Origin of the sequence: Neobacillus sp. SuZ13, from assembly GCF_030123365.1 — a bacterium.
Classification (GTDB): Bacteria; Bacillota; Bacilli; order Bacillales; family Cytobacillaceae; genus Neobacillus.
Genome location: NZ_CP126107.1, coordinates 4,423,434 through 4,441,179 on the forward strand (window position 1 = coordinate 4,423,434; position 17,746 = coordinate 4,441,179).

Sequence of the window (17,746 nt, forward strand, 5' to 3'; positions counted from 1 at the left end):
AGACACCTCATCATCCGAATCTTCCTGTAATGTAACCTTCAGTCCGTTCGTCTCTTGGATTTGAAAAAATTGTCGATGTTGAATCTAATTCGATTAATTCACCCATTAAAAAGAATGCAGTCTTATCTGAAACCCTTGATGCCTGCTGCATGTTGTGGGTTACAATAACAATCGTATATTTTTCTTTTAATTCTAAAATCATCTCTTCGATCTTTAGCGTAGAAATTGGGTCTAACGCAGATGTAGGTTCATCCATTAATAACACTTCTGGTTTGGTTGCCAGTGCTCTTGCAATACATAACCTTTGCTGTTGTCCCCCTGATAGTCCTAATGCAGGAGCATGTAAACGATCCTTGACTTCCTCCCATAGCGCCACATCCATTAGTGATTTAATGACAATTTCATCAAGATGCTTCTTTTTTGTGATCCCATGGACTCTTGGCCCATAGGCAACATTATCAAAAATAGATTGCGGAAAGGGATTTCCCTTCTGAAAAACCATTCCCACGTGTTTGCGTAAATCGACGAGATCCACTTTCTTATCTAAAATATTTTGGCCATTAATATTAATTTCGCCCGTCATTTTTACATTTGGGACCATATTAATCATCAAGTTTAGTGTTTTAATAAATGTAGATTTACCACATCCCGAGGGACCGATGATAGCGGTAACCTCTTTCTTGTTGATCGGAAAATTGATGTTTTTTAATGCATGATGCTCACCATACCATAAATTCAGGTCTTTTATATCAAAAACCTGTCTGGTTAATGTTGAAGTTTCCACAACTTTTCCCCCTTATCCAAACCTTCCAGAGATATATTCCTCTGTCTTTTTAACAGATGGATTGGTAAAAATCTTTTCAGTATAATCATATTCAATGATATCACCGCTCAAAAAGAAGGCTGTTTTATCGGAAATACGGGATGCCTGCTGCATATTATGGGTAACGATGATTATCGAATATTCCTTTTTTAAATCAACGATTAAATCCTCCACTTTTGCATTGGATATCGGATCTAGCGCCGATGATGGCTCATCAAGAAGCATGACCGTAGGTTTCATTGCAATCGTCCTAGCAATGCAAAGACGCTGCTGCTGACCGCCTGAAAGGGATAGTGCAGATTTATGAAGCCTGTCCTTTACCTCTTCCCACAATGCAGCTTTTTTCAAACTCTCTTCGACAATTTCATCCAGTTTACTTTTTTTCTTAATTCCAGCAAACTTAAGGGCATGCGTAATATTTTCATAAATTGATTTTGGAAAAGGGTTGGGTTTTTGAAAAACCATGCCAATTTCCTTACGGAGAGCAACAACATCTATTTGCTCCGACAAGATATTAAGATCTTCATAAATGATTTCTCCCTCTGCCCTTGCACCTGGAATGAGATCATTCATTCGATTGATACTTCTTAAAAAAGTCGACTTACCACAACCGGACGGACCGATTAGGGCAGTAACAGAATTTTTTTCTATATTCATTGAAATTCCATTTACTGCTCGTTTTTCTCCATAGAATATTTCTAAATTATTTACCTCTAATATTAGATCATTTTGTAATTGGCTGTTTGACCGAACAGCTGGGTTTACTATTTCCTTTTCCTCAAAAGCTGTAACCATCCTATCTCCCCGCCTTTTATTTAGATGCAGTAACTTTCTTATGAATCATACTTCCAATCCACCTTGCAAGTAAGTTAAATACTAATACCGATAATACTAAAACAGCAGCCGACCCATTGGAAACTTCTTCAACATCAGGTATTAACCCTTGTGTGTTTACGGACCAAATGTGAACAGCAAGCGTTTCAGCCGGCCGGAAGATATTTAATGGTGATTGAGCGGAAAATGGATTCCAGTTTGCGTAATCAAGTCTTGGTGTTGAAAGTCCAGCAGTAAATAATAGCGCAGCTGCTTCCCCAAATACACGCCCTGCAGCAAGAATCGCTCCCGTTAAAATAGATGGAAAAGCACTAGGTAATAAAACAGTTTTTATCGTATGCCACTTGGTAATCCCTAACGCAAGACTTGCCTCTTTCAAATCTCTTGGGACTGCACGAATAGCATCCTCACTGACACGAACAATTACCGGTAAGTTGAAAACAGTTAATGCTAAGGCTCCTCCCAAAATGGTGTATCCCCAGCCTGTTAAATTAACGAACATTAATAGGCCAAACATCCCGATAACAATAGATGGCAGCGAAGCTAAAACTTCTATACAAGAACGGATTATGTCTGTAATTTTTCCTGGCTTAGCGTATTCCGCCATATAGATCCCCCCGCCTATACCTAACGGAAGAGCAATTAACATCGTAATAAATAATATATAAAATGAATTGAACAATTGGTCGCGAATTCCCCCACCTGCACGTACATTGCTTGATGGAGTGGTTAAAAATTCAAGAGAAATATGTTTAAGTCCATTAACCAAAATATAATAAAATAAACCAACTAAAATAGAAATGATTATGATTGCAATTGTAATAAATACGCCTGTAGCAATTCGATCTGCAGTTTTACTGTTCATTACATTTTCCTCCTTGACGATAGGTAGCGAATGAGGAGAATAAATGCGAACGACATGATTAATAAAATTAAGCCCATTGACCATAGGGTATTATTTTCTACACTACCGTATGTTGTATGACCCATGTTTAAAGTAATAATTGTCGTTAAGGTTGCTGATGCGTCTAGTAAGCTTGTTGGTAAGTCCCTCACGTTACCGATGACCATTTGAACTGCAAGAGCTTCTCCAAATGCTCTTGCCATACCAAGAACAATAGCAGTTAAGAGGGTAGGTAATGCTGCAGGTATTAATACTTTCCGTATCGTCTGCCAGCGAGTAGCGCCGAGAGCATACGAACCTTCACGAAGATTTTTAGGCAGTGAACTCATCGCATCTGTTGCAATCGTTGTTACAGTCGGCAAAATCATAATTGATAAAACAATCGTACCTGATAGCAAGCTAAAACCAAGTCCGCCCACATGCTCCCTAATAAATGGGACTAACACTGTAAGCCCAATGAAGCCATAAACAACAGATGGAATTCCAACCAAAAGTTCTATGACTGGCTGCAAAATCTTTCTACCCCATGAGGGTGCAATTTCTGTCATAAAAATGGCTCCGCCAATACCTAATGGTGCTGCAACAATGGCTGATAGAAAGGTTACCGCAAATGAGCCAAAAATAAACGGTAACGCTCCATATTCAGGTTTCGCTTGATTTGTAGGGTTCCAATGAGTACTGGTTATGAATTCAATAAGACTTACACCATTTTTAATAAAGGATTGCAAACCCTTTGAGCCCAAGAAAATGGTGATCGAGATTGTTGCTGATATCATTATGACAGCACACAAGATAACGAGAATTTTCCCGCGTAATTCCCCATCCAGCCAATTTTTCTTAGACTTTAACAATCTGTCTTTTGCAGGTACTAACTTTTCCATAATGCACCAAACACCCCTAAAATACGTCATAATAGGGTAAATGCCTACTAGCATTTACCCTTTCATTATTCAACCCGATTTCTAAAGGTCTTTTTGATTCCCTTCAGCATCGCGTTCTACTTTCATTTTTGTAACAGGAAGATATCCTTGTTCTTTTAATAGAGTGTTTTGGATATCGTCAGACATTAAGTAATCAAGGAACGCTTTAGCAAGATCTTTTGCTTCACCTTTTGTATAAGAGTGTTGATAAGCCCAAACTGGGAATTTACCAGATTGTACATTTTCTTCTGTTGGTTCTACGCCATCGATTGCAAGTGGTGTGACAGATTCGTCAGTGAAGTATGAGAATGCAAGGTAACCAACTGCACCATCAGTTTCATTAATAATCTTTTTAACTGTGTTTGATGAATCTTCGGTAATTCCTTCAGCAGGTGTAGCACCATCAAGAGCGAACTTATTGAATACTGCACGTGTTCCTGAAGAGTCTGGACGATTCACAAGAACAATTTTCTGGTCTGCTCCGCCAAGTTCTTTCCAGTTCGTAATTTTACCAGTGAAAACTTTAATTAAATCTGCTTTTTTAATATCTTTAATTCCAACTTTAGGGTTAACTGCAGCAGTCATACCCACAACAGCTACTTTATGGTCAACAAGCTGATCTGCTGGGATACCTTCTTTTTCTTCCGCGAATACGTCAGAGTTACCAATCTGTACTGATCCTTCAGCAACTTGCGATAGGCCTGTACCAGATCCACCCGCATTTACCTGAATATCGACATTTGGGTTTTCAGCCATAAATTCTTCAGCAGCAGCGGCAACTAATGGCTGCATCGCAGAGGAACCGGAAACGCTTAAAGTGCCAGAGAGTTCAGTGGTCTTAGAATCTTTATTATCAGTTCCTTCGTTTTTATCAGTAGAAGCTCCGCCACATGCAGCTGCAAATACCATTAATGCGGCAAGAGTAAGTAATAAGCCGAATTTCTTTAAGCTTTTCATTTGTTTAATTCCCCCTGTGAAATTTGGTTTGTTTGTTATTTGTTCTGCCTTACATGAATAAGAATAAACCTCAACTGTTAACTGAGTTTTAATTGAATGTAAAGGTTTTGTAAATGAATGTTGAGTTTTTGTAAATTATGTATAAAAAAACACCTGTCTCCGACTTGAGAGACAGGTGTTTGGGTTGTTGAGTTTACTCGTTGTTACTTGTGGTTTCTTCCTTTTGTTCAGATGTTGATTTTTTTTCTTTTTCTTGACGTTCTTTCTTTAAATCAAAATATGCATCCAAGACTCTTCGCCCTATTAGGTTATTAATACTTGGACCGCTGTTTCCTTGATATGCCCAAGGTACGACAACAGCCATGGCTACCTCGGGATTATCAGATGGTGCAAAGCTCACGAGGCTTAGGTTCATAACTTCTGTGCCACGCTTTGATTTATCAGATCCATCATAAAACGCCTGTGCCGTTCCTGTTTTTCCTGCAGGGGAATAATCTGCACTCTTAAAGTAACTTACAGCAGTACCGTCACCTACTTGCATGACCATTCGAAAACCTTCTTGCACTCGCTTAATCCAAGATTCCTTCATATCCAATCGGTTTAATACTTTAGGTTGGATTTCCTCTACAATCGGGCCTAACTCATTATTTTCCATAACTGGCTCACGAATTTCCTTCACTAGATGGGGCTGGATACGATTACCACCATTTGCTATCGTGGAAACATACTGAGCGAGTTGGATTGGTGTATACGTATCATACTGACCAATCGATAGGAAAAGGAGTAAACCAGGAGTTTTTTCAGGACCTGGAAAGCCGCTCATTTCATTAGGCAGGTCAATCCCAGTACGCGTCCCTAAACCAAACTGACTAAATGACTGCCGCATCGTATCAAAGGCTGAATAATCGAGCGGTAATGGCTGATTAGCTCGATACTGTCCACCCGCCATCGCAATGACAGTTTTCCACATATATACGTTGGAAGAAACCTGTAGCGCCCTTAAATCATTGATTCGGCCAAATGTTCTCCATGAAGACATAACTGGGGAACTAGCAATTCTCAAAGGCTCATCTAGTTGTGTCGAACCAGGTTGAATTGCCCCCGTTTTATAACCAGTTAAAATCGTTGCCCCTTTTACTGCAGACCCAACGTTATAGGAAGTCGTAATATTTCCTCCAGCAAAGTCATTCATGACTGTTTTTCCTTTTTTATCTTTACTAATTTGTTTTCCAGCCAGTGATAAGACTTCACCGGTATGAGGATCCATCAAAACAACAAATGCACGGTCGAGAAGGGCGGTATTTGGTTTTTGCTTTGCACTCCACATTTCTTCTTCGATGATTTTTTCTACCTTCTTCTGAAGATCCATATCAATCGTTAAAACAAGATCTTTTCCTCTTTTGCCTTCCGAAACTACTTCTGTTGAAAGGATTTTTCCCGTCTTATCTGTTACATTTTTCACTTTTGCCTTTTGACCATGCAAGACATCCTCGTATTTTAATTCAAGATAACTTTTTCCGACTCGGTCATTACGGCTGTAGTCACGGGCTATATATTTTTCTAACTGCTCCTTGGGAATCCCTGCTTCGGAGGTAGTAACATCTCCTAATATTGACTTTAGTGTCTTCCCAAAAACATACTTTCGTGTCCAATCTGTTGTTGTATCAACACCAGGCAAATTTTCTAAGTTTTCACTAACAACCGCAAATTCTTCAGGTGTTACGTCTTTGTTTTTAACAATTTGTGGTGTTAAGGCATAACCACTGTTAAAGACTCTATAGATGGCAAGAGTTTCGAGCTCTTCGCCAACAATACTTTTTACTTCTTTATCAGTTATCCGATCGATCTGAAGTTTATAAATTTGCTTATCGTCTAACTTTTCTTGTTTATAGAGTGCCCATTCTTTTTCAGTAATTTTTGCTTTTGCTTCTTCGGGATGTTTTAAGATCCAATAATCCTTTCTATCCCGAATAGGAACTTTCTTTGCATCTTCAGTTTTGTCAATGATTTTTGCTAATTTCGCTGCACTTTCCAACATTTCCTCTTGGGTTGTTTGTTGATATTTCGTGTAAGTAATTGCGTTCAATGGCGTATTATCAACAATAATTTTCCCATTACGGTCAAACATTTTTCCTCTTGGGACCGGGTTATTTACTGTAACATCTTCTGTCCGCTCAATTTCACGTTTAAAATCATCACCAAAAACGATTTGTAATTCACCAAGTCTAAGAATGAGGACAGAAAATAGCATGAATACCACAAAGAATAACATGTTTAAACGAAATGGCACATGTTCCTTCTTTTTTTTCTTTTTATTATTCAAGGGATAAAAACACTTCCTTTTTCACGGCTTAAGCTTAACTTTCTCTATTTTATAGGATAAGTCTGCTTTTTTCTATGAAAAACCCTTACCAATTTCTAAGGTAAAAATGCCAAAGAAAAAAAGGCGCTGAGTAATTAATTTACTCAACGCATTCCGGGACTGGTAAGTGTACCCTTTTAAGAAAAAAATAGATGCATGTATGCCCGGCACCTAAAATGAGAAGGAGAATGGGAATACTGTTTTCAGCTTTAAACCAAGTGATAGCTGCTAAAAAGGATAATATAGATACAATCCTGCCGAGATTCAAGTATATTTCTCTGACAACAATATATTCAATCCTCATTTCTGCAGCCTTCCATCCGGTTCCAATAACATCGTATGTAGTTGACATATACGGGACGAGTAAAAGCGGATAAGCGATTGCAATCATCCCGCCATAGATTAGCAATTTGACAAAATTAACGTCCCAAACAATTATCAGAACAGCTGCATATAAAATAATCCCACCGATTAGAATCGCTTTTTTACGATTTTTTTGTTTTATTAATCGTGAAGCAAAATAATAGGCTACAAATGATACGCCTGAATTAAGGAGACCAAATGTACCTAGAGACAATTCACTTCCCGTCGAAAGGTAAACAAAAACGGAGATAACAAATGCAAAGGTACCTTCCCTCAAGCCCTGAAAGAAGTTAGCATTTGTAATTAAACGCCAATTTTCATTTTGTTTTCTTTCATGTAGAATTTGCATAAAGCAATAGCTGCCTGACGATGGTCGTGGTTTCAACGAAAAGCTCATAAAAACCGCAAGTGCAAATAATGCGAGTGAGAGCCCAAAAACAATTGTGTAACCAGTATACTTTTCAAATCTTGTAATGATGATTCCTGCAGCAATGGGTCCAATCATCCCCCCTGCAGATGATAATATTCCTAAAAAGCCATTAAAAAAATCTCTTGTATCTGGTTCGGTAATTTCAAATGTTAACACATTGTAGGCTAGCCAATAAAAACCATACCCTACTCCTAAAAAACTTCCTAAGAGAAGTAAATAGGTTGAAGCATTTGTGCCAAATACTAAAACCATTACATAAAATAGAGCTAAAAAAATGACACCAATTCTAAGCACGATTACCCTGTCAATTTTTTTCGCCCATCGTCCTGCTAAGATAAATGTAAGCAATTGTAGAATCACTATCGATAGGTTATAGAAGGCGATATCTGAGTATTTCCCCGTCTGTTTCCATAGATAAATATTCACAAAGGTGTTAGACAAAGCAATGCTTAATGAGTAAAGCCCTCCAATAATCAGTAATAGTGATAAATCTTTTGTAAGTTTAACATCACCCAGTATCTTAAATTTTTTGGCCATTAAAAACTCCCCTTTATCTTATGGGTAGTCTTTATCAAGCTAGTTTTTCTTATTCACATAAAAAAAAAGACAACCAAATGGCTGCCTTTTTTCATTAATATTATTTTGCTTGGCTGTAGCGTTTTGACACTTCATCCCAATTTACTACATTCCAGAAAGCGGAAATATAGTCAGGGCGCTTGTTTTGATAGTTTAAGTAGTAAGCGTGCTCCCAAACATCAAGACCAAGAATTGGCGTCTTTCCTTCCATTAGTGGAGAATCTTGGTTTGGTGTACTAGAAACTTCTAACTCACCATTGTTTACAGATAACCATGCCCAGCCAGATCCGAAACGAGTAGTTGCTGCTTTAGCAAACTCTTCTTTAAAGCTTTCGAAGCTGCCAAATTTGCTGCTGATTGCGTCAGCTAATTCACCTGTTGGAGCACCGCCTCCATTTGGTGAAAGGATTTGCCAGAATAAAGAATGGTTAGCGTGACCGCCGCCATTGTTACGAACAGCTGTACGAGCAGCCTCTGGAACCGCATCCAAATTAGCAATAACCTCTTCAACTGATTTTGAAAGTAATTCTTCATTACCAGCTAAAGCGTTATTTAAATTTGTTACATATGTGTTGTGGTGTCTTGTGTGGTGAATATTCATAGTTTCTTTGTCAATATGTGGTTCAAGTGCGTTTTCTGCATAAGGTAATTGTGGTAATTCAAATGCCATTTTAATTCCTCCTATGTATTAATGATTTTATGGCTTTAGAATTTCGAATATTTCTAAAGCTTTCCTCCTTAAGATACCAAAGTTGGTTATTTGTATCAAATAAAATGCTTAGGTACTTAACATAATTACCATTCCCATTATGTAGGATATTATTCAAAAATATAGGATTGAGCCATCCATTCGTAATTTTTCGAAAAATTGTCACCTTTTACCTAAAGGGCAATCTGTCAACGGTTTTTGTCATATCCGACTTTTGTCACTTCCAAATCATGTATTAGACATATTGACACTTAATAAATTATTTATTTAAATCAAAGGGAAGTGGTACCTAAGGAGTGATTTACTATGCAATTAAACCGTTCTTCTATATATAATTTATTAGCTGCTTTTTTTCAAAAAAAAGAACCCATTCAAAAAATAAAAGCTGGTTCAGTTCTTTTTCAAGAAAAAGATGCTGCCCAGTATGTCTACTTATTACTTAAAGGGAGTATCTCACTTGGAAGAGTTCATTTACGCGGCAAGGATTTTATCTTAAAAATCTTAAACGATCAAGAATTAATTGTTGAATACCAACTTTTCAAAGAGAATCCTCATTATCAATTTTATGCAAAAACATTGACTGATTGTGAAATGATTCTAATAAAAAAAGAGCAATTTGAAGATTTCATTTTGACAGACCCTGAGGCAATGAATGCTCTGGTTACATGGTTAAGTACAGGTTATTTAAAGGCACAAATGAAATGCCAGGATCTTATTATGAACGGAAAAAAAGGCGGTTTATATTCAATCCTCATCCGTCTATGTAATTCATATGGAATAAAAACAGAAGATGGTATTTTAATTGACCTTCCGTTAACACATCAGGAACTTGCTAATTTAACATTCGGAACACGTGAAGTAATTCAACGCTCTTTAAAAGAACTGCGCGAAAAGAATATTATTTCCTATGATAATCAGAAATTTACGATAAAAAAACTGAACCACTTAAAAGAAGAAGTCGACTGCCAAAACTGCTCCTTTGAAATATGTGGATTAAATTAGTTGAAAAAAGCCACACAGGTGGCTTTTTTCTATTAAAGTACGACGATGAAAAAGAAGATGACCATGATTATTTGAATAATAGTTTTTGTGACAACACTACTTATGAATCCAATCACTGACCCAAATCCAACTTTTATACTTTCCATGAAACTTCTTTTGTTAAAGATTAGTTCCGCAGCAATGGCCCCGATAAAAGGGCCGATGAGAATTCCTAAAAAAGGAATAACAAAAGGCCCCACCAAAATACCAATCGTACTCCCCCAGACACCCGCCTTAGACCCGCCATATTTTTTAATTCCAATCATATTAGCAATGTAGTCAGCAATAAAAAGAAGGACGATAAACAAACCTTGTATCAACCAAAAATACCATTGAAAGGGTTCAAAACTAAAAAAGACTCCATATAATAAAAACCCAGCTAATAAAAACAATACACTTGGAATAATCGGGTAAATCAGACCAACAAATGCGACAATAAATAATACGATGATGATGCTCCAATAAATCATTTCCATTCTACTCATCCCTCATAACTTATTGTTATTATTAAATGTATACATTCCTACATACGATTAAACTTATGTTTGGTTTCAAATATTAAATAGACAGTGTCATTTCTTGTATAAACCCTTTACTAAAGATACAATAGATGCGGAAGCATTTATTGTATTTGTGTAGAGGTGGTCATTATGAATATTTTTAAACAACTTTATAAAAGTATCTATTCTCCAAAGGATATTGCCTTGTTTCGGTTTCAAGGAATCGGAAAGACAATCTTATATGTCTTTTTCTTAACCTTTATTTCGATTCTCCCGTCCGTTATTTATTTAAGCACAGCTCTTACCACTGGATTGGAAAGTGCAGAGACAATTATCAATGATAAATTACCTGATTTTTCAATTGAAGACGGACATTTAACGGCGGATACCAAAGTTCCAATTACCATTAATAAGGATGACTTTACAATCATTCTCGACCCAACAGGTGCTATTACTGACGATGATGTAGAGGATGAAGGCAATGCTTTTGCATTATTGGAGGATCAATTTGTATTTGCAGCTGGGGGCAGAGTTGAGACATACCCCTATTCAATGTTAGAAGGTGTAGCCATAACAAAAGGGAACTTCGTCGATTTTATTAACGGAATTGGCGGTATGAAATGGATCATCATCCCTGTAGGAGCATTATTTATTTACTTATTTGCAAGTGCTGGCAGTTTTATTGAAGTCACAGTATTGGCTTTAATTGGATTGTTACTTAAAAATCTTATTGGAAGAAACTTAAATTACCGGCAATTATGGAGAATGGCCGCTTACAGCGAAACATTGCCTACCCTCTTTTTCACCATCATGGCTGCCATTAAAACAACGGTACCTAGCAGCTTTATGATTAATTGGTTTGTCGTAATTGTCGTATTATCTTTAGCGATAAAGGAAATTCCGAAACCCAAAAAAGTAAACTAAACTGCGCCCATTGCGGGTGCTTTTTTTTTATATACTCGTTCTTTTTATTAATGGACAAGCATACCTATGTACAAACTGTCATTTTGGAGGCTTGTCCGATGAAAAAATTATTTGGTTTCTTATTAGCCGTTTTAATTATATATGTCATATATATTGACTTAACTGTTGGTACTCTCCCAACTTCACTAACACAGCAGGTCGATGCGAAAATTGAAGTACCAAAACTACAACAGAAATCTGACCTGCCTTCGTTTGAAGCAAAGGTGGAACCTGGAGAAACCGTGATATCAATTGTAGAACATCAACTGGATAAACCCCTTCCTGTCTCAATTAATGACTTGATTCAAGACTTTCGAAAACTAAACCCTGGGGAAACGCCAGAAAAAATTCAAATTGGCTCTACATATCATTTCCCTGATTACTCAAAATAAAGAGGATAATGCTTATTCTTGTCAAAAATAGTGAAAGGCTGATAAAATAAAAGGCGGATTGTTTATATAAACCTTATTCGAATCCCATTTTGAAGGAGCGAATTACACGTGAGTGAAATAATACATCGCACAAAGACCCGTCCAATTAAAGTAGGTAACTTAACAATTGGCGGGAGTAACGAATTGTTTATCCAAAGTATGACCACAACAAAAACACATGATGTGGAAGCAACTGTTGCTGAAATAAAACGTCTTGAGGAAGCAGGCTGTCAGATTGTTCGGGTGGCTTGTCCCGATGAACGTGCCGCAAATGCCATTCCTGAAATAAAGAAAAGAATCAACATTCCACTGGTTGTCGATATCCATTTTGATTATAAATTGGCTCTTAAAGCTATTGAAGGCGGAGCAGATAAAATTAGAATTAATCCAGGAAATATCGGAAAACGTGAAAAAGTCGAAGCTGTCGTTAAAGCTGCTAAAGAACGTGGTATTCCGATTCGAATTGGCGTAAATGCAGGTTCGCTTGAGAAGAGAATTTTAGAAAAATATGGTTATCCAACAGCTGATGGCATGGTTGAGAGTGCTCTTCATCATATTAAAATACTTGAGGATTTGGATTTTCATGACATTATTGTCTCTATGAAGGCATCTGATGTAAACCTAGCGATTGAAGCCTATGAGAAGGCATCTATGGCATTTGATTATCCTCTTCATCTTGGGATTACTGAATCAGGTACTCTTTTTGCTGGAAGCATAAAAAGTGCGGCTGGTTTAGGGACTATTTTACACAAAGGAATCGGGAACACGCTACGCGTTTCCCTTAGCGCTGACCCTGTTCAAGAAGTAAAGGTAGCGAGAGAGCTATTAAAGGTTTTCGGCCTATCATCAAATGCTGCCACATTGATCTCATGCCCGACTTGCGGCCGGATTGAAATTGATTTAATCAGTATTGCAAATGAGGTAGAAGAATACATTGAAAAAATCAAAGCACCGATTAAAGTAGCGGTATTAGGCTGTGCTGTTAACGGTCCTGGTGAGGCTCGTGAAGCTGATATTGGGATCGCCGGTGCTCGTGGTGAAGGGTTATTATTCAGGAAGGGTGAGATTGTCCGCAAGGTTCCTGAAGCGCAATTAGTTGAGGAATTGAAAAAGGAAATCGACCAAATCGCTGAAGAGTACTTTCAAAAAAAGGCAGAAGAAGAAAAGGTCATTCAATAACATGAAGAAACCCGGTGTAATCACCGGGTTTCTTTTTGCTCCTATGCAGGTTTACGTTAAAAGAACGGAAGAATAAAGATACCGATTACAATTGAAATTGCACCGATACCAATTGCCCATGCACCTAAACCATTGGCCCCTCTTCTTCTTGCAACGAAGCCTAACACAATCCCTGCAGCACCAAAAAGTATCGGCATAACAAATAGTGATAAAATCGAAAGCACTAACGCAAGCGTCCCAACACCTGTGCCACCAGCAGCTTTTTCCCTTCCCCCTTCGGTTTCCCTTCTGCGAATAAGAGGAACAGGTGCAGCAATCTCTGCAGCTGTTTCTTCCCTATATTCAGAAGATCGTATCGGAACCGAAGCACCAATCCGTGGTGTAGACTCTTCTTTTTTCAAAGTGTAGTGAGCCTTAATGGGTTCAGTAAATTCTGATGCGGTTTCCTCCCTAAATGATGTAGGAGAATTGGGTATATCTTGACCAATAGTCGAGCTTTGAAGAGCCTCTTGCACTTTCGTGTCTCTTTCGTCTGCCATCCTAATCCCTCACTTTCAGTAATAGGAGCATTAATTATTGTTTGCTTCCGAATGTATTTTAGTATGTCAATGTTTGCCTAAAATAGTTTTTTATTTCTATTTTCAAAAATTAATTGTAAATAGTTACTTTATTGAACCCAATACTTTGGTAAAATATAAAGAGATACGGAAAAGAAATAAGAAAGTGAGTCTACACATGAAAAAAAGATTTGGCATCGATATCGATGGAACTGTAACTTGTCCAAAATCATCAATCCTACCTTTTATTAATAAAGCATTTGGCCTGAACATCTCGTATGAGGACGTTACCCAATATGAATATACGCCATATGTAAATGTCTCTGAAAAAGTTTTTGCTGAATGGTTCACAGAAAACGAACCGACCATCTATGCCAACTCCCCTCTTGCAACTGGAGCAGAACATGTCCTAAAAAAATGGGAAAATGAGCATGAATTGTTTTTCATCAGTGCTCGTAGTTCTCATCTACTTGATATTACAATTAAATGGTTTATTGATAATGGTTTAACCTTTGATCACATCGAATTAATCGGTTCACACGACAAAGTCGCATCCGTTAAAAAACACAGTTTGGATATCTTTTTTGAGGATAAGCATGATAATGCGGTAATGATACATGAAGAGTGTCAAATCCCAGTCATTTTATTTGATACACCATATAATCAAGACCCGATTCCAAATGGGGTAATTCGTGTTAATAACTGGAGTGAAGCAAAGAGGTGGGTAGAACATTGGATGAAGGAAAGTCGCCCATTAGTACAAACGTTCTAACAGCTACCTATAAAAAACAGCTTGTGCCTCCACAAGCTGTTTTTTAATGACAATTAGGACAAAGACCGTAAATCTCAAATTTATGACCGGAAATATCGTATCCTTTTAAATTTTCACTTAGATCTTTCATCGGGCAGGTGTCAATTTCTTTTGTTTTTCCACATGTCAAACAGATAAAATGATGATGATGGTGTTGCCTAGAACATGAAAAACGGAAATGCTTTTCCCCTGATAACTCAGTCATCTCTAGAATTCCCATATTGACAAATAAAGAGAGATTTCGATAAATTGTATCAAAACTCAGACCAGGATAATCATCTTTGAGGTGATCCAAAACGTCCTTAGCCGTTAAATATTTATCACTATCTGCAAATAATTGCAGCATATCTTCTCTTTTACCAGTTTGTTTAAATCCTTTTTCTTTTAAATATTGAATCGCTTCATCAACGTTCACCTGGCTGCCCCCCCTTATGGATTAAGAATTTTTTATAAAAGATGGAGATAATTAGGATGAGAACGGCAATCATCACAATCGTTCCACCGGGAGCCAAATCCAGGTAGTAGGCTGTAAACAAGCCACCAAGAACTGAAACTTCCCCAAATAAAACAGATAAGAAGATGGTTTGTTTAAATCCTCTGGCTATCCTAATACTGGCAGCAACAGGTAATGTCATTAGTGATGACACCAATAAAATCCCAACAATTCTCATCGATGCAGCGATGACCAAGGCAACCATGACAATAAATATGAAATGAATACTTTTCGCTGCAATGCCGGAGGCTTTTGCATGTTCCTCATCAAAAGATAGTAAAAACAGTTCTTTATATAATAAAATAATCACCAGAATCACTAAAATTCCAATAATAAAAACGACCCATAAATCTGTTCTGCTAACAGCGGAGACACTGCCGAACAAATAACTGAACAGGTCTGTATTAAAGCCATTGGCGAGTGAAATAAATATGACGCTTAAGCCAATCCCGCTCGAAAGGATAATTGGAATCGCAAGTTCTTGGTAGTGCTTGTAGACACTTCTAAGTTTCTCGATGAATAGTGATCCTCCAACAGAAAAAACCATTCCTATATATAGTGGATTCAAACCTGCCATCATGGCCACATTTCTTTCTAGAAGCAAACTCGCTGCTATTCCAGCTAATGTCACATGGCTTAAAGCATCTGCTATTAATGATAATCTCCTGACAACAACAAACACACCCAGTAACGGGGCAATAATCCCGATCATCATCCCAGTTATAAAGGCATTTTGTAAAAATTCATAATGGAATATTCCCTGAATCATCTTATAACGCCTCCGTGCTCATGATGATGGGCAAGCAGGTGAACATCGTGCCCATAGGCTTTAGACATATCATCTGCTCGGAGTTGTTCAAATTCCTTTGTTTCTCCATGAAAATGCAAATGTTTGTTTAAGCAGGCCACATGTGAAACTTTATCTGAGATCGTCCCAATATCATGCGTAACTAATAGAAGAGTAATTTCACGACTTTTATTTAATTCACCAAGCATTTGATAAAAATTACTTACATTCTCTGCATCTACACCAACGGTTGGTTCATCTAGAATGAGAAGACTCGGTTCACTAACTAGGGCACGGGCAATAAAAACTCTTTGTTGTTGACCTCCAGAGAGTTCGCCAATATTTCTATTACTGAACTTTGTCATTCCCACTGCATCCAAGGCTTCATGAACTTTTTGAGCATGTTCGTTTTTAAAAAATTTAAACATTCCTAGCTTTTTCGTCAAACCACTTGCGACCACTTCCGAAACAGTTGCTGGAAAACCAGTGTTGAAGGAATTAGCTTTTTGAGAAACATAGCCAATTTTATGCCAATCCTTAAATTTATTTATTTCCTGACCAAATAAATGGATTTCCCCTTTTTGCGGCTTTAGTAAACCTAAGATCAACTTCAACAGTGTTGATTTCCCCGAACCATTAGGTCCGACAATCGCCAAAAAAGAACCATGAGGAACAGTAAAATTGATATCCTCCAGAACAGTATCTTTTTCATAACGATAAAAAAGTTTTTTTATTTCAATAATTGATTGCATAATCTGCACATCACCTTTTAATTATAAGAATCATTCCGATTTACCTCAAGTAGTATACAATAGGTCAGATGGATTGTAAAGCAACTACACTGTATTAGACAATTGTTTCAGAAAATCTTTAATCACACTCCGTGAACTCCATCATACATTAAGGTGAGGAGTGGTGAATGTGACAATTTTTCAGAGCATCATAAATCATAAAATCAATACGATAACCGCAGAAGAGCTGCTAAAATACGCAGAACAGTTTAATATCTCAGTGACTAGGCAGCAAGCAGGGAAAATTGCGGAGTACTTAAGAGGGAAAAATGTTAATATTTTTGATGATTCACAACGAGCGCAATTAATAAAAGAAATTGCCAAAACTGCGGGTCCAACAACCGCACGCGAAGTAAATAAATTATTTACGCAACTGACCAAAAAGTAAAAAGCTGTGAATTCTCACAGCTTTTTTCCTTATGACTCCATGATTAAATCCAGCAGGTTCTCATTGAACTTTTGCTCACGAAGCATATTGATCTCAAACTTATAGGGTGCTTTTTTATTATTCTTATCTTCACCTACAAATGGAGTTTCTAAAATCTTAGGAACATCTGTAAGTTGTGGATGGTGGACGATATAATTAAGTGCCTTGAAGCCGATATGGCCAAAACCGATATTTTCATGTCTGTCCTTTCTCATCCCGACAGCATTTTTACTATCATTAATATGCAAGACCTTTAATTTGTCCAGCCCTATTATTTTGTCAAATTCATTTAATACACCATCGAAATCCTCGACAATATTATAACCCGCATCGTGGGTATGACAGGTATCAAAGCAAACGGATAGCTTATCACTATAGTTGACACCGTCCATAATCATGGCTATTTCCTCGAACGATTTACCGCATTCAGAACCCTTACCAGCCATAGTTTCCAAAGCAATTTGCACTTGCTCTTTCCCAGTTAGAACTTCATTTAACCCTTCGATAATTTTTTTAATGCCTGCTTCTGTTCCAGCACTAACATGTGCTCCTGGATGGAGGACAATTTGCTTTGCTCCGATTGCCTCGGTTCGTTCAATTTCAGATCGAAGAAATCTAACACCTAGTTCAAATGTATCTGGATTTGTTGTATTTCCGATATTGATTATATATGGAGCATGGACAATAATTTCAGAAATACCGTTCTGCTCCATATGTCTGCGACCTGCTTCAATATTAAGGTCTTCTATTTTTTTTCTTCTTGTATTTTGCGGCGCTCCCGTATACACCATAAACGTGTTTGCACCATAGGAAACTGCTTCTTCACTTGCTGCAAGAAGCATGCCTTTTCCACTCATTGATACATGTGATCCTAATTTCAGCATGCCT

General features: G+C 37.4%; 20 protein-coding genes. 6 read left to right on the forward strand and 14 right to left on the reverse strand.

The window, feature by feature from the left end; all coding sequences use genetic code 11:
* Positions 1 to 10: 10 nt before the first annotated feature.
* The 8 genes from pstB (QNH17_RS21900) to QNH17_RS21935 all read right to left on the reverse strand — a co-directional run bounded on the left by pstB (QNH17_RS21900) (position 11) and on the right by QNH17_RS21935 (position 8,839).
* On the reverse strand, positions 11 to 784 hold the full coding sequence (gene pstB, locus QNH17_RS21900; protein ID WP_026563577.1) for a phosphate ABC transporter ATP-binding protein PstB: 774 nt from the start codon (positions 782 to 784) through the stop codon (positions 11 to 13).
* 12 nt (positions 785 to 796) lie between these two features.
* Entirely contained in the window at positions 797 to 1,618 is an 822-nt protein-coding gene (pstB, locus tag QNH17_RS21905; protein ID WP_283875121.1) for a phosphate ABC transporter ATP-binding protein PstB, read from the reverse strand.
* Positions 1,619 to 1,634: 16 nt separating this feature from the next.
* Positions 1,635 to 2,522 carry a phosphate ABC transporter permease PstA gene (gene pstA / locus QNH17_RS21910; RefSeq protein ID WP_283875122.1) on the reverse strand — a complete coding sequence of 296 codons (888 nt, stop codon included), beginning with the start codon at positions 2,520 to 2,522 and terminating at the stop codon, positions 1,635 to 1,637.
* Complete coding sequence (gene pstC / locus QNH17_RS21915) at positions 2,522 to 3,442, reverse strand: phosphate ABC transporter permease subunit PstC (protein ID WP_026563574.1); 921 nt, start codon at positions 3,440 to 3,442, stop codon at positions 2,522 to 2,524. Before pstC ends, pstA begins: the two co-directional genes overlap by 1 nt.
* Positions 3,443 to 3,523: 81 nt before the next feature.
* On the reverse strand, positions 3,524 to 4,438 hold the full coding sequence (locus QNH17_RS21920) for a phosphate ABC transporter substrate-binding protein (protein WP_283875123.1): 915 nt from the start codon (positions 4,436 to 4,438) through the stop codon (positions 3,524 to 3,526).
* A gap of 193 nt (positions 4,439 to 4,631) precedes the next feature.
* The gene (locus QNH17_RS21925; protein ID WP_283879571.1) at positions 4,632 to 6,710 is read right to left on the reverse strand and encodes a peptidoglycan D,D-transpeptidase FtsI family protein; all 2,079 of its coding nucleotides are present in this window, start codon (positions 6,708 to 6,710) and stop codon (positions 4,632 to 4,634) included.
* A 190-nt stretch (positions 6,711 to 6,900) separates the two neighbouring features.
* Positions 6,901 to 8,130 carry an MFS transporter gene (locus QNH17_RS21930; RefSeq protein ID WP_283875124.1) on the reverse strand — a complete coding sequence of 410 codons (1,230 nt, stop codon included), beginning with the start codon at positions 8,128 to 8,130 and terminating at the stop codon, positions 6,901 to 6,903.
* A gap of 100 nt (positions 8,131 to 8,230) precedes the next feature.
* Positions 8,231 to 8,839, reverse strand: coding sequence for a superoxide dismutase (locus QNH17_RS21935; protein WP_026563571.1), 609 nt, complete (start codon positions 8,837 to 8,839; stop codon positions 8,231 to 8,233).
* 345 nt (positions 8,840 to 9,184) lie between these two features.
* Between QNH17_RS21935 and QNH17_RS21940 the strand changes: the two genes are divergently transcribed.
* On the forward strand, positions 9,185 to 9,880 hold the full coding sequence (locus tag QNH17_RS21940; protein ID WP_283875127.1) for a Crp/Fnr family transcriptional regulator: 696 nt from the start codon (positions 9,185 to 9,187) through the stop codon (positions 9,878 to 9,880).
* A 32-nt stretch (positions 9,881 to 9,912) separates the two neighbouring features.
* Here QNH17_RS21940 and QNH17_RS21945 read toward each other — a convergent pair whose 3' ends face one another.
* Complete coding sequence (locus tag QNH17_RS21945) at positions 9,913 to 10,395, reverse strand: DUF456 domain-containing protein (RefSeq protein ID WP_283875128.1); 483 nt, start codon at positions 10,393 to 10,395, stop codon at positions 9,913 to 9,915.
* Positions 10,396 to 10,569: 174 nt separating this feature from the next.
* Here QNH17_RS21945 and QNH17_RS21950 point away from each other — a divergent pair, with 174 nt between their 5' ends.
* From QNH17_RS21950 to ispG, 3 genes are all read left to right on the forward strand, one after another.
* Positions 10,570 to 11,343, forward strand: coding sequence for a DUF1189 domain-containing protein (locus QNH17_RS21950; protein WP_283875129.1), 774 nt, complete (start codon positions 10,570 to 10,572; stop codon positions 11,341 to 11,343).
* 98 nt (positions 11,344 to 11,441) lie between these two features.
* Entirely contained in the window at positions 11,442 to 11,774 is a 333-nt protein-coding gene (locus QNH17_RS21955; protein WP_283875131.1) for a hypothetical protein, read from the forward strand.
* Positions 11,775 to 11,891: 117 nt separating this feature from the next.
* Positions 11,892 to 12,992, forward strand: coding sequence for a flavodoxin-dependent (E)-4-hydroxy-3-methylbut-2-enyl-diphosphate synthase (gene ispG / locus QNH17_RS21960; RefSeq protein WP_283879572.1), 1,101 nt, complete (start codon positions 11,892 to 11,894; stop codon positions 12,990 to 12,992).
* Between the two features lie 56 nt (positions 12,993 to 13,048).
* Here ispG and QNH17_RS29900 read toward each other — a convergent pair whose 3' ends face one another.
* The gene (locus tag QNH17_RS29900; RefSeq protein WP_335694448.1) at positions 13,049 to 13,531 is read right to left on the reverse strand and encodes a DUF4190 domain-containing protein; all 483 of its coding nucleotides are present in this window, start codon (positions 13,529 to 13,531) and stop codon (positions 13,049 to 13,051) included.
* Between the two features lie 196 nt (positions 13,532 to 13,727).
* Here QNH17_RS29900 and QNH17_RS21970 point away from each other — a divergent pair, with 196 nt between their 5' ends.
* Positions 13,728 to 14,321 carry a 5' nucleotidase, NT5C type gene (locus tag QNH17_RS21970; RefSeq protein ID WP_283875133.1) on the forward strand — a complete coding sequence of 198 codons (594 nt, stop codon included), beginning with the start codon at positions 13,728 to 13,730 and terminating at the stop codon, positions 14,319 to 14,321.
* A 43-nt stretch (positions 14,322 to 14,364) separates the two neighbouring features.
* On the opposite strand, the gene zur is transcribed toward QNH17_RS21970, so the two are convergent.
* The 3 genes from zur to QNH17_RS21985 are packed head-to-tail and all read right to left on the reverse strand — an operon-like array spanning position 14,365 to position 16,392.
* Positions 14,365 to 14,775 (reverse strand): zinc uptake transcriptional repressor Zur, encoded by a 411-nt coding sequence (zur, locus tag QNH17_RS21975; protein WP_283875135.1) that lies wholly within the window; start codon positions 14,773 to 14,775, stop codon positions 14,365 to 14,367.
* Positions 14,765 to 15,622: a metal ABC transporter permease gene (locus QNH17_RS21980; protein ID WP_283875137.1), complete on the reverse strand. Its 858-nt coding sequence runs from the start codon at positions 15,620 to 15,622 to the stop codon at positions 14,765 to 14,767. The genes zur and QNH17_RS21980 overlap by 11 nt, the downstream gene beginning before the upstream one ends.
* Positions 15,619 to 16,392, reverse strand: coding sequence for a metal ABC transporter ATP-binding protein (locus QNH17_RS21985; RefSeq protein ID WP_283875139.1), 774 nt, complete (start codon positions 16,390 to 16,392; stop codon positions 15,619 to 15,621). Before QNH17_RS21985 ends, QNH17_RS21980 begins: the two co-directional genes overlap by 4 nt.
* A 169-nt stretch (positions 16,393 to 16,561) precedes the next feature.
* Between QNH17_RS21985 and QNH17_RS21990 the strand changes: the two genes are divergently transcribed.
* Complete coding sequence (locus QNH17_RS21990) at positions 16,562 to 16,819, forward strand: DUF2624 domain-containing protein (protein WP_283875140.1); 258 nt, start codon at positions 16,562 to 16,564, stop codon at positions 16,817 to 16,819.
* Between the two features lie 29 nt (positions 16,820 to 16,848).
* On the opposite strand, the gene QNH17_RS21995 is transcribed toward QNH17_RS21990, so the two are convergent.
* On the reverse strand, positions 16,849 to 17,742 hold the full coding sequence (locus QNH17_RS21995) for a deoxyribonuclease IV (protein ID WP_283875142.1): 894 nt from the start codon (positions 17,740 to 17,742) through the stop codon (positions 16,849 to 16,851).
* Positions 17,743 to 17,746: the final 4 nt, after the last annotated feature.

Coding starts and splice junctions, on each gene's coding strand:
- pstB (WP_283875121.1), bottom strand. CDS start 1,618: ATGGTTACAGCTTTTGAGGAAAAGGAAATAGTAAACCCAGCTGTTCGG.
- pstA (WP_283875122.1), bottom strand. CDS start 2,522: ATGAACAGTAAAACTGCAGATCGAATTGCTACAGGCGTATTTATTACA.
- pstC (WP_026563574.1), bottom strand. CDS start 3,442: ATGGAAAAGTTAGTACCTGCAAAAGACAGATTGTTAAAGTCTAAGAAA.
- QNH17_RS21920 (WP_283875123.1), bottom strand. CDS start 4,438: ATGAAAAGCTTAAAGAAATTCGGCTTATTACTTACTCTTGCCGCATTA.
- QNH17_RS21925 (WP_283879571.1), bottom strand. CDS start 6,710: ATGTTATTCTTTGTGGTATTCATGCTATTTTCTGTCCTCATTCTTAGA.
- QNH17_RS21930 (WP_283875124.1), bottom strand. CDS start 8,130: ATGGCCAAAAAATTTAAGATACTGGGTGATGTTAAACTTACAAAAGAT.
- QNH17_RS21935 (WP_026563571.1), bottom strand. CDS start 8,839: ATGGCATTTGAATTACCACAATTACCTTATGCAGAAAACGCACTTGAA.
- QNH17_RS21940 (WP_283875127.1), top strand. CDS start 9,185: ATGCAATTAAACCGTTCTTCTATATATAATTTATTAGCTGCTTTTTTT.
- QNH17_RS21945 (WP_283875128.1), bottom strand. CDS start 10,395: ATGGAAATGATTTATTGGAGCATCATCATCGTATTATTTATTGTCGCA.
- QNH17_RS21950 (WP_283875129.1), top strand. CDS start 10,570: ATGAATATTTTTAAACAACTTTATAAAAGTATCTATTCTCCAAAGGAT.
- QNH17_RS21955 (WP_283875131.1), top strand. CDS start 11,442: ATGAAAAAATTATTTGGTTTCTTATTAGCCGTTTTAATTATATATGTC.
- QNH17_RS29900 (WP_335694448.1), bottom strand. CDS start 13,531: ATGGCAGACGAAAGAGACACGAAAGTGCAAGAGGCTCTTCAAAGCTCG.
- QNH17_RS21970 (WP_283875133.1), top strand. CDS start 13,728: ATGAAAAAAAGATTTGGCATCGATATCGATGGAACTGTAACTTGTCCA.
- QNH17_RS21980 (WP_283875137.1), bottom strand. CDS start 15,622: ATGATTCAGGGAATATTCCATTATGAATTTTTACAAAATGCCTTTATA.
- QNH17_RS21985 (WP_283875139.1), bottom strand. CDS start 16,392: ATGCAATCAATTATTGAAATAAAAAAACTTTTTTATCGTTATGAAAAA.
- QNH17_RS21995 (WP_283875142.1), bottom strand. CDS start 17,742: ATGCTGAAATTAGGATCACATGTATCAATGAGTGGAAAAGGCATGCTT.